General features: G+C 61.1%; 7 protein-coding genes. 3 read left to right on the top strand and 4 right to left on the bottom strand.

Features of this window, described 5'->3' with window-relative positions:
- From PLL20_13160 to PLL20_13145, 4 genes are all read right to left on the bottom strand, one after another.
- Positions 1–1,823: DUF5060 domain-containing protein (locus tag PLL20_13160; GenBank protein ID HPD30940.1), on the bottom strand; the 1,823-nt coding region annotated here is incomplete at its 3' end.
- A 105-nt stretch (positions 1,824–1,928) separates the two neighbouring features.
- Positions 1,929–3,479, bottom strand: a complete 1,551-nt coding sequence (locus tag PLL20_13155) for a hypothetical protein (protein ID HPD30939.1) — start codon at positions 3,477–3,479, stop codon at positions 1,929–1,931.
- A 124-nt stretch (positions 3,480–3,603) separates the two neighbouring features.
- The gene (locus PLL20_13150; GenBank protein ID HPD30938.1) at positions 3,604–5,466 is read right to left on the bottom strand and encodes a hypothetical protein; all 1,863 of its coding nucleotides are present in this window, start codon (positions 5,464–5,466) and stop codon (positions 3,604–3,606) included.
- Positions 5,467–5,854: 388 nt separating this feature from the next.
- On the bottom strand, positions 5,855–7,753 hold the full coding sequence (locus PLL20_13145) for a hypothetical protein (GenBank protein HPD30937.1): 1,899 nt from the start codon (positions 7,751–7,753) through the stop codon (positions 5,855–5,857).
- Between the two features lie 628 nt (positions 7,754–8,381).
- Between PLL20_13145 and PLL20_13140 the strand changes: the two genes are divergently transcribed.
- The 3 genes from PLL20_13140 to PLL20_13130 all read left to right on the top strand — a co-directional run bounded on the left by PLL20_13140 (position 8,382) and on the right by PLL20_13130 (position 11,599).
- Entirely contained in the window at positions 8,382–9,062 is a 681-nt protein-coding gene (locus PLL20_13140; GenBank protein HPD30936.1) for a PEP-CTERM sorting domain-containing protein, read from the top strand.
- 406 nt (positions 9,063–9,468) lie between these two features.
- A complete protein-coding gene (locus PLL20_13135) occupies positions 9,469–10,461 on the top strand; it encodes a hypothetical protein (GenBank protein HPD30935.1) in 993 nt (330 codons plus the stop codon).
- A gap of 43 nt (positions 10,462–10,504) precedes the next feature.
- The gene (locus PLL20_13130; protein HPD30934.1) at positions 10,505–11,599 is read left to right on the top strand and encodes a hypothetical protein; all 1,095 of its coding nucleotides are present in this window, start codon (positions 10,505–10,507) and stop codon (positions 11,597–11,599) included.
- Positions 11,600–11,736 lie beyond the last annotated feature (137 nt).

The following is an 11,736-nucleotide window of genomic DNA, read 5'->3' as shown; positions in this document are numbered from 1 at the left end:
GGCGAAACCGAGAGCCAGAATTGGTCGACCGTGATCTCATAGTTCGTGCTTCCCGTTCCGGTATTGCCGATGGCGAACGACTGCGGCCTGGCATCGTGGCCGATGAAGCTGCTGACCGTGAGCAAGGTGGGGACTGCGCTCAACACCGGGCCCGTTTGCTTAAGCTTGGCGGCAACGTCGCGGGCGAAGTCGGGTATGTTGAGTTCGAGGCCGCTTGGGCTGCCGGGGATAATCTCCGAGCGGAAAGGCGTCGTGCTGTTCGTATCCCAGTATTCGGCCACGTAGTTGCCGGGCGATGTGATCTGATTCAGACGAAGGCGAAGGCCGCTGACCGGGCCTTGCCAATTGCGGATGTAGAGGTAGCCATGCCTCGACCCGCCCGAACCGTAGATCTCGGGCGTTGTGTGGCCGCTGAGGATCGTATAGGCGAGCGGCGAGAGCTGCTGCGGCGCCCAGTCCTGGCTGCTGAGGAAGGCAACCAGCGGCTCAAATCGGTAATACAGGTTGTTGGGATGAATCCAGTTGTCCCACCACCACGACATGGCTCCGCTTTCAACGACTGCCGCCGCCCAGATCATGTCGTGGAGGCTCTGCCCGTTGGGGTCAAGGCTGTCTGGGCCGCCGGCGTAGTCGCCCTCGCCCATGATGACCGGCTTGCCGAACTGGCGGACCTGGCGGATGAGGTTGACATGCGACTGAGGTAGAACGGTGCTGTATTGATGAACCTGAACGATCTCCATCTCGGGCAGTTGCCAGAAGGGCGCGTAGCTCGAACGTGGGCCGTCGTCGGCGAAGCTGGTTGATCGCAGGTGCTCGAACGGATCGATGGAGCGGATGTACTGGGCCATTTCCTGATGCCACTGGGCGATTTCGGCTTCATGGCCCCAGAAGGTTGCTCCTCCGCCGCCGACGGCATCCACCTCGTTGAAGAACTCCCAGCAGAGTATCGCAGGGTTCCACGCCCATCGGGCGACGATGTACCGGAAACGGCGCTTGGCCAGGCGTTTGGCCTCGGCGTTGACGAAGTAGTCGTTCGGGCGCGTGCACATCCCCCCGTTGGCGGCGTTGTAGGGATTGTCGGCCCAGTTGGCATAGAGCGTTTCGTTCCAGCCGTTGAACGAATCGAGGCATAACTGGACATAGATGCCGCGGGCACGGGCGGCCTCCAGCATGCCGTCGATCAGGGCGGCGTTGGACTGCGAATAGCGGCCGAGCTGGAAACTGGTGCCACCGCCCCATTCGATGTCCTGTGACACGTAGGCGACCATCCAGTATCGCGTCCAGTTCTCGCCGACCTGGCTCATCCGGTCAAGCCATTGGGAGAACAGGGGATCCCAGCCGTACCAGCAGACATTGTGTCCGATTGGCAGGTAGGGCTCGCCGTTATCGAACCGCAGGTAGCGGGGGTTGCGGGGGTCGATGCGGACGAAGCCTCGTCTTGAGGAAGACACACCCATGAAGGAGAGCGTGGCGCTGCCCGAATCACCTGCAGAGTCGTTGACCACGATACGACACGAGTGCGGGCCCGTTTCCAAAGGCACGATTCGGGCCCGCCATCGCGGAGTCTGTTCGGTCCAGTAGGCCGGGATGACCCGGGTGACGCCCGACGGACCGGTGAACTCGAAGCGGGCGTCGACGGTGTCGGGGTCATAGGGATTGGGATATGACTTCGACAGGTTGAACGAGACAGTGAGCGGCTGGTACAACTCGATCTGGGTGCCGCTCAGGCCAATAGACTGGATGTTGATCGTTGCGGCATCGCCGGTGCCGGTGGCCAGGCGAGCAAGAAGCAAGCCCATCCCCGCTAATAGTCCCATCCTCATGCGTATTTGGCTTCCGGCATTTGGGCTCTACTCGTTGCACCTTGAGCGGATCAGCGATCTCCAGTAGCCGGTCCTACCCCACGGCATCTGCCAGCGTTCATTGCGTCACTGGCTGCGTCCGCAAGCAGGGTCCGAGGGGCTGTCCGGACCGCTGAGGCAAAGGCGAAACACGGCACAGTCGTCGCTGTCCACGTCGTCATCTTCGTCAAACGACGCCGCCGCGCAACTCATGTCCGCTGCCGATATGCCCGCCCCTGACAGGCAGGCCTGAAACAGGCCGAAGTCGACCTGATCCACGTCCCCATCGCGGTCGAGGTCCGCTCTGGCGGTGGGGCATCCGTTCAGCGTCACGCGCGAACCCGGGGGCGTGTCCGGACATTCATCGACGCAATCCATGACCGCGTCGCCATCGGCGTCGCCGTCCGGGATACCGCAACCACAGAAACCGGGAACGGCCTTGAAAGGATCGTCCGGACAGCCGTCGCAGACATTTCCCCAGTTATCGCCGTCCGCATCTGCCTGGTCCGCGTTTGGCAACAACGGGCAGTTGTCGCAGGCATCGCCCCGTTCATCGCCATCTACGTCCTGTTGCAGTGGATTCCAAGTGCTCGGGCAGTTGTCGAATTTCGGATGATCGGCGAACGCCCGGCCCAGCGGTCGTAAGTCGAAGACTTCGCCGTCGCCGTCAAGATCAACCTCGGCGTCATGAAGGGCACAATGTTCCCACTGTATCGCACCACCCGCCGTCCAGACATGCATGTTATTGACGAACCACGCCCAGCGTTGCACCCATCGTCCCTCGTCGCTGGTCATGCCGTTGCCATGTCCGGTCGACAGAAGGATTTCGAATGAGCCGAGCAGGTAATCGATCATCCATTGCGGCTCGTGGTAATTCAGCAGGCCGTACTCAGTGATGATCAGGGCCTTGTCCTGTTGTCCCCTGGCGGCCATCCAGTCGCGGAAGGTGCTGAGCTGGTTGGCGAAGTCATCGAGTTTCGCCTTCAACGTCGGTTTCGTCCAGACGTAGGGATGGATGTTCCACACGTCAACCGGCCAGGTTTCTCCGTACTCGTTCAGATAGGCGTTCCAGACGGCGTCGAGCAGTTCATAGGGCGTGCCGACAAAGCCCGTGTAGTTGTAGTAGATGGATGTGATGACGGATCCGTTGGCCACCTTGAAAGTCGGGTTGACGGCCTTAAGACCGTGATAATATGTGTGATAATCCCGGGCATATTGCAGGGGGGTGCGCCGATCATCCAAGATGATTTCATTTCCGATCAGCCACGTGGTGCCGTCGGGGTACAGGCCGGGGTTCGCATTGAGGTGATCCGCGATCTGCGACAACGTGGGATGCACCCCGGGCCCCCAGCCCCCGACCAGCGGCATGTACTCGACGCAGCGGTTGCGCGATGCGTCACAGACGATCCCCTGTCGCCAGTTCCAGTTGAAGTACCACCCGATACCAAGGACGTTCCACGGTTCGTCGGCAGGGCGGTAGCTGTCGAAGTCCTCCAAGTTGGTCGTGGTTTGCCCGTCGATCATATTCTGTGTGGCGACGCCGACGCCGAACCGCCAGTGCTCCGGCTCGGCCGCCTGCGATGTGGGGGCAACGACCAGGAGAGTCCACGCAAGCAGGTGGAGTCGATCGATCACCATCTTGTGCGCCTCGGTTCTCGAGAATCCGCCAAGCCCTACTCCTCAACCGATCGAATTGAACCTCTGCGGTACCTGCTATCTCGATCTTGCCGGCCGTTTCAGTATCGTCGGTCCGGGCTGCGCATCAATCGTCGCATGCGGGGTTTGCGGGTATTCCCGGGCCACTGGCGCAGAGTTCGAACGCGACAAGATCCTGCTGGTCAAGAGCGTTATCCGGCTCGTTGCCCGGTCCGGTGATGTCAAGGCACCTGCAGGCCTCCGGCAGCGATCTGAACGCGCCGCCCGGATCGCCTGTCCCGGTAAGACAGCTCTGCAGCAGGCTGAAGTCTGCCTGATCCACGTCGCCGTCCTCGTCGACGTCGAAGACCAGGAGTTCATTGCACGGGCACGCCGCATCGTGGTAACAATCGTCATCCTCGCAGTCGATCAGGCCGTCGCCGTCATCGTCATGCTTATTACTGCAGTTTTCGGGGAACGGCTCAGCCCGATAAACGAGCTTGACGTTGTCAATGTAGCACTGCACGTCGCCGGGAGCCGTCCACGGGTACCCGGCCGGATGCGTGGGATTGCGCAGCCACATGATGATCAGGAACCGGAAACTGTCCGGGAAGCTGCTGAACGTACCGATGCGATAGGTGTGCCAGTTCCCCGGGTCGTCTGGTATGACCGTCCGCTCTGCTTCCGGGGTCAAGGAGAAAGTGACGCCCGAAGGCCGGATGCCCCCGGCGTATGCTTCAAGAACGATCACCAAGTCATTGTTCTGGTCCCGCCTGACATCGAACTCGAGATACGCCGGCTGACCCGGAATCGGCTCGGGTAGCGGGACATCGGGGAAACGGGCATTGAATTCGGCCCGGATCTGATCGACATGAATCCGCCCCGATCCGAACGGACCCCTGTCCTGCGGATTGTCGGGGTTGATGTAGCCGAGGGCCCCGAACTCCCCTGAGTTGTAGAGAGTTCTTTGGGTGTCAAACAGTTGGAAGCCCTGAGATCCCTGGTTGGGCGGATAGTCGAGCTCGCTGCCGTTCTTGATCTGGTTGGTGCCCAGGAAGTTGAGAGGAAACGCCTGGCTGGACCAGTCCTGGTCGATCTTGTCGTTGGCGCTCCAGAAACTCCCGTTGGGGTACGGGTGCGGCCAGGCGGAACCCGCGCTGCAACCCGCCACAGAAGGATCATTTGAGGCGGCATCATGGCAATTGCAGTCAATAGGTGCAGCGGCCCGAATCGTGGGGCGGTTGTCCTTGAAGCTCTCGGGGCGCAACTGTACGAAAACGGTCCCGTTGGACGGAGGGTTGTAGCCGGTGAAGGTGTAGGGGCCCGCACCGCTGCCGGTCACGCTCGTAGCCGCTGAACCATTGACCGTGAGATGCCCCGCCGTCACGTTCTGCACTTCCGTTGAAAAGGTCACCTGCACCGAGTCAAGGCCGGCAATCGACGAGGCCCTTGCCGGCATCACACTGGTCACAGTGACCCAGTCGGGTCTGTTCTTCACATACGTCCAGAAATGCCCGCCGAAGTTGCCGCTGGGCCCGCCGATCGAACCGGCGTTCAGCTCGACTCGGACGACCTCGTCGTCAGGATTCCATGGTCCGGTGAAGATGTACGGCCCCGCACCGCTGCCGCTTACGCTTGTGGCCGTCCAGCTCTCGTTCTCATCGTGCACTTCGAGCAAGCCGGCGGTTACGCCTGTCACCGCCTCGGAGAACGTCACCTCGATCGAGCCAAGGCTGGTGATGTGCGACCACCCGCTCGGCATGACGCCGGCGACCGTGGGTCCGGTGGTGTTCAGTTGATAGCCCCACCAGTCACGTTTGAAAGGCCATTTGAGTTGGTGCGGTTCCGAGCACAAGGGCGGGCTCGGGGGGCTACATCCGCAGCCGTCAAATGCCTCGAGGATCATCTCCGCCTCAATTGTCTGAGCGGCTGCCGGGACGACGAAAAGTGCCACGACAGCCAAAGCCGCGATTGGAATCGGGTATCGCATGATTTGCCCTCCCTCGTACGATTGTGATGATGTGCCTATCAACACTGCCGTCGCGGAGACCCCGAACTGCATTGTCTTGCCAGTGGGCTCGCGAGGCGTATTGCGTTTGGCCCTCGGGCTGGGCTTGAATAGGGCCCTGGAGCCGCAGCCGCCGATCCACCGGGTCGCGATTAACACGTCTCCACGCGATTACAGTGTACTCGAACGCGGTCGTGGAGTCAACGTTTTGCAGCCGTTCCGCGATGCCGGCTGGTTTCAAACGCTGTGTTCGCGGTCACTCGAGACGGGACTGCTTGACGGTCGGGAAAGACCGAATCGTTGCCACGTATGTGAACCTCTCGATGGATGGCTTGTGTTGCGGGTTGTCGGAATCCGAGTCTTCCGGGCGTCAGGGCTTTTCCACGGGCCTGAGGGCCTCGATCAGCGTCACCGAGTTGGGTTCCAGCGTTCTGTCGAGTTCCAGCTTCGCGGTGGTGATCCGGCCGTGAGAGCTCTCGGTCAGTTCGGCTTTCTGGGGCCGGCCCGGATCGTTCCAGATGTTGCTGCGAGTCGCGTCGACGATCCACTCTCGCCAGGTACCGTTGTTCAATGGGTCGGGTAACGGTTCGACGCGGATTCGAACATGTCGCCGGATACCATGACGATACTGGAAGTTCACCAGAACGATGGCTAGTTTTCCTTGGGTTTCATCCCACGCGGCGACGCCGGCGACTTCTCCGTCACCGCCCGACAACTCGATCCAACGCCCGGAGAGCCGGTTGAAGATCTTGAGCACGTTGTAGGAGGCCTTGGGCACATTGTCGGCCATGAGCAGGCTGAAATCGCCGCGGAAGTTCATGTCGTTCTGTTTGACATAGAAGAAGCAAGGGTGGTCGATCCTGCCGGGGATGAACGCTCGCACGATGCAGTCGGCGCAATAGGCGGCGCCGATTTCGTGGTCCTGGGGGCGGTCGGCCCACCAGGCTTGATTCCATTCGGTGATCATGAATGACCGAACGGTCTTCTTAAGCTCGGGGAAGTCGGCGAGATACTTCCGGAAGGCGTCTGCCTGTCCGCGGATCACGTCGGCCGGGTGGAAGTACTCGTGCCAACTGACGAAATCCAAAGGGAGCCTTTCTTTCTGGCACCAGAGCATCAGGCCGCGGGCAAACCCTTTGCCGTTCGCGCAGTGCCCGAACTGTTTCGACTCGAAGGGACCGCTGGCCAGCGCCGGCCCGCCGATCGCGGCCTTGGGATCGGCGCGAAGTACCCCGCGAGCGGTGGCACGATACAGCTTGCAGTAAGCCTCGAAGCGGCGGACGGTCTCGGCCTCACCGTCCTGGCCGTCGAGGGCCTGCTTGTAGATGTCCCTAAAGGGATGGTCACCCTTGTCGTCGGGCCCGGGCTTGAGCCAGCCGCTGTTGACTTCATTCCAGACTTCCCAAAAGGGGACACGCTTACCCCGTTCGATGCATCGCTTGGCTGCCCGGTAGCAAAGGTCCTCCCACAACGAATAATCCTTCGGGGCACTCTGACGGTCGTCATTGCGAACCGCGTCGAACGGCAGCGGCATATAAGACACCGCGAAGATCGGATCGGCTTTCATCTTATCAACGATGAAGTCGACGCGGCGGTCGAAGTCGGTCCAGTCGTAGGTCAGGGCACCGTCGTCAGCGTGCCTGACGACTCCGGTCAGGATGTTGTCCATCCGAAACCACTTGAAGCCGCCCTCGCGCAGCTTGCGGGCGGTCGCGTCCTCGTAGTCCGCCAGGCCGCCGCCCTGACTCAATCCGACGATGCCGTTGGGAACGTCCCCAAGAAGACGACGCGGATTGGCGGTCAGAACCAGGCGACTCTCGACCCGCTTGGGATCCAGCAACACCCATCTGGCCTCATCGAATGTGTCGCCACCTTGGACTTTCGCATATACCTGAACGGCCAGGTGAACCGTCGTGCCCGGAACCGCTCGCTCGGAGATGACCACCAGGCCGGGGTGGTCGTTGTCGTAGCGGACCTTGAGCCGCCCGTCGACCCAGATCTCGCCGCCGTCGCCGGCGCTGATCTGCAGTCCGACAGGCAGGTCTGCCGCTGCCTTGTCATCGATGGTCTCCGGAACGGCCAGATCAGCGATCAGCCAGCGGAACTTGTCGTCATGAGGGATGGAATCGCCGGGCCGGATCGCCGGCGAGCCCGTCCCCGCGGCCGGCGGCGCGGATTCCCGCCGGTCGTGCGGGGACACGAGCTGCCATTGTGCAAGAACCGGCGAGGCCCATATCAGTAATACCACTCTTGACCATGTTCCAAGCATTTCATGCTCTCCAAACGGACCGCCCTCTTGCGGGCCACAATCCAACCACGCGGAAGCGCGCAAACCTGCCCCGGCCGCACCGATCTCTGGTCATAAGGTTCCATTAACCACCTTGGCCCAGCAACGCTGAACGGCCTTGCGGACGGTTCGCATAGATACGAGATTCCCGGAATCGAGGCAAGATGCGACGATCCTTCCCCGGTGTCGACGGGCCCGGCCACACAGGCAAAAGATAAAGTGTGTTGTCTTGGCTGGACGTAGTGAATCGAGCTAACAACGCGGAAGATCGATTGAACGCGGTCTCCGGATGCTCGCAATCCTTTGCCAACAAACATTTTGTGAACGATTTTGTCTTGACCATTCCAGACGGTGGAGTTATGATGCAACCTCGGGCTTGCGATCCTTTGCGGATGGCACGTCCCCGGGGGCAAACGAGTATGGGGGAGGACCGGTTTCGCGCTTTCACAGGAGGGTAGGGGCGAAAGACCGTATCTCACGCCTGGGTGCCCCAGGAAATCCTAAGAAAAGAGTTCGGACAAGCGCCACCAGCGGGGTGGGCTGCCGATCGGATCTGGAAACGGCGTCGTGTCTCAGACGCCTGAGTGTCTTCAAATGTGAGGAGGTATCTATGAGAAGCCTATTCATGATTGCTCTGATCCTGGCCTGTTTGGCGACCGCGACCATGGGCGCCGTCGGGGAGACCTGGATCCTCCCGATTCACCATCGTGATGGCGGCGGATGGACGGAGGTTCCGGGCGCGGGCTACGGCGGCGCAAGTGCATGGCAGGGTTCGGGAATAGACGGCGTACGCCGGGTGTATTGGGAGTTGAGTGGCATCGGCAGCATGGGGAATCCTGTGCCATCCACGACCGAGCTTTATACGATCGAGGCATTCACTCCCACGAGTTGGCCGGGCAGGATGGACTGGCAGCCCATCGAGTCGCAGATCAAGGGCGTTGACGGCGAGACATGGCCGATGGAGTCGCTCATTCCGTGGGTCGGGGCGTGGGGAACGAACCATCAGTATGTCGGCAGCAATGCGGGTGCGGCGGGCACGTGGGTATCCGCCGGGCCCGGCCCCCATTCGCCCGAAAGCGCGGACTACAATGCCGGCGCCAGCGGCATCTACATGTGGCTGGGCGGCCATGGTTCGCCCTCGTGGCTGTATGCCAAGTGGGATTTCGGCTGGTCGATCGAGCGGACATGGAGTGCCCTTCGCGTCACGCAGATCACGCCCGAGCCGGCCAGCGCACTGTTGCTGCTGCTGGGGGCTCCGATGCTTCTGGGCCGTAAGCGCAACCCGCTGTAGCCAAGCAGAGGCATCACCACGGCGGACGGGATTTTGACCAGAACAGAATGACGGCAGAGCGGGGGCATGACGGGCTCCTGCTCTGCCCTCGTCTCACATGGAGAAGGTGGGGAACACGTTGGCTGCACAAAAGGAAACGGCCATGAAGCGAGTGTTAGTCTCTTCCATCGGGACTGGTGCGCATTTTGCGCTCATGTTTCCGGATCGCAGAGCGCTCGGGTTGCGGCCCGCAAAAAGGCGGTCCGCCTTAGGATCGTTGTCTGTGATAGCTGTCTTGCTTTCGGGCTTCGCATCGGGTCCGGTATCGACGCATGTTCTGGCTCAGACACTTGTCTTTAATGATGATTTCGACGACGGTGACCCTGGTGGCGCAGTGTCGGGGACCCATTGGTCAGCGGTCCCTGGAATGATCAACGGGTACCTTCTACAGCCGCTGATCGGCAGTGACCCTGGGCATCAGAAAAACCACACGCCTTCCAACGACGGACAAATGGGAGATCCGTCGATTGGCGGAGCCGCATTTGAGGTCGATAACAATCCGTATCCCTATGCTTCGTACCACGAGTTTGAACCCCGGACAGGGATTCTGCGGCTGAGCGCCTGGGTTTGGGAAGACGCCGAGAGACCTCTGTGCACGCCGTCCACCTGGCCTGTCCGAGGGATGGTCGGGCTCACCTCTTTGCCCGGCGAGCCGGTGATCACCAGGATCGGGGACCGCGTTTATCATGAGATTTACCCGTATGAGGACTATGCCTTCATTGGCGTGGAATCACCGACGTCGAACAACCCAAGCGACCCCATTCAGAAGTTCTATCGCTGGCGAACCAAGTCTGATGGCTGGCATCTCACCGACGTACCCCGCAAAGCCGACTATGTCTGCCACGGTGCTCAAACGTGGCGTCACGTTGAAATCGTCGTATACCCCTACACTGGTAGAGTTGGTGACATCCGGTTTTTCATCGATGGGGTGCTGGTCGGCGAGGGACGCCGGCAGGGTGGCACCGATTGTCGCGGGGTGGATCTCGTTCGAATTCAGCTTGGGACGCGTTTTCCCGAGACCGCTGATGGGACGTCATACAAACCTCCATATTCGTACGAGCATTTCTGGTTTGACGACATAGCCCTCACCGTCGATACGAGCAGCCTGCCGTGTGTCAATCCACAGTTGCGGTTTGACGCCGACGGTGACGGTGACGTGGATCAGGCGGACTTCGCCGTCATGCAGGCGTGTTTCACGGGTGCCGATGGCGGCCCGTTCGACTGTTTGACCTGCCGGTGCATGAACAGCGACGGCGACACGGACGTCGACGGCGACGACATGGCCGCCTTTGAACAATGCGTGTCCGGGCCGGGTGTGGTCGCAGACCCAGCATGCGACGACGGTTTGGCCTATCCGTGATTGAGGGGCACAGAGGCTCGTAGGGGACTTGAGAGGTTTGCCGATGGGAGTAACGCAGCGACGGGTGTCCAGATGCATCACCGTGGTTGCGGTGGTTGCCGGCGCCGCTCCAGCCTGGGGCATCACATACGACCTTCCGTTCCACGAAGACTTTGAACCGACGCCGGACCATTGGAATTGGACGGCGGAGTGGATAGCCTGCGACCATCCCGGGAATCGTACGACCTGCCCCGATGACCCCGTTCTTCTGCCGTGCGACTGGACCCGCATGAATGAATTCAGCTCTTGCTGGGGGCCCTACAAGTTCGAGAGTTGGCCGGATGCAGCCAATGGCGGGATCGTATTCTCGGGTCTTCGTTCGGGCCGGCAGCCGATTGCGGACCCGTACTGGCACACCATCCTCCATCCCTTCACCCCGCCCGTTGGCGTGGGTGACTTGCGGCTTACCTTGTGGCAGTATGACCCTGCTCAGATCCTCTGCGACTGTGATCCCTGGGGGCCTCCTTCTCGCCCCAACTTCGACGTCCATGGATGGCTGGTGCTCACCGAACCATACCGCACGGAATACTACGTCCTGGGTGTGAACTCGAAACAGAGCTGGACGCATCTGGCGTGGGCCACGAAGACGGACGGATGGAACGTGACCTCGGCGGCCCGCATGCCGGGCTGGCGGAAGATGGAGATTGTGGTTCATCCGTACACCGGGGCGGTGGGCGACGTCGAGTTTCTGGTCAACGATGTGGTGATCGCCCAAGGCCGTCGCGATTCGGGTTCCGGTAGCGGCATCGACGTCAGTTGGCTGGAATTGGGCGGCGACCCGGCCCTGCTGACCGAGAGCCACCTGACCAATACTTTTGAGGAGTTCTGGTACGACGAGGTCGCGTTGACCTTCACCCCGGATCCCTGTTCCGAGGTGGTAATGGATGCGGATGAGGATGGGGACGTGGACCAGGCGGACTTCGGCGTCTTCCAGACGTGTTACACCGGAAGCGGCAATGTGGGTCTGTTTGATGAACTTGCATGCCATTGCATGGACGCCGACGCGGACAAGGACGTGGATGGTGACGACCTCGTGGTTTTCGAGCAATGCGCCTCGGGGCCGGGGATACCAGCGGACCCGGCGTGTGACGGCTCCTAGCAAGGACGATGCAAGAGAGGAGTATAGTGACCCGGGCTGAGAAGGCGGTCCTGTTTGTGATAGGCATGACTCCGTCGGGCCGGGCTGCGGAGGTCTTCACGGACGATTTCAAAGACAGTGCCTCGGATCTTGCGGTT

It is taken from the genome of Phycisphaerae bacterium, from assembly GCA_035384605.1.
Taxonomy (GTDB): domain Bacteria; phylum Planctomycetota; class Phycisphaerae; order UBA1845; family PWPN01; genus JAUCQB01.
This window is presented reverse-complemented; position numbering and strand designations above follow the sequence as displayed.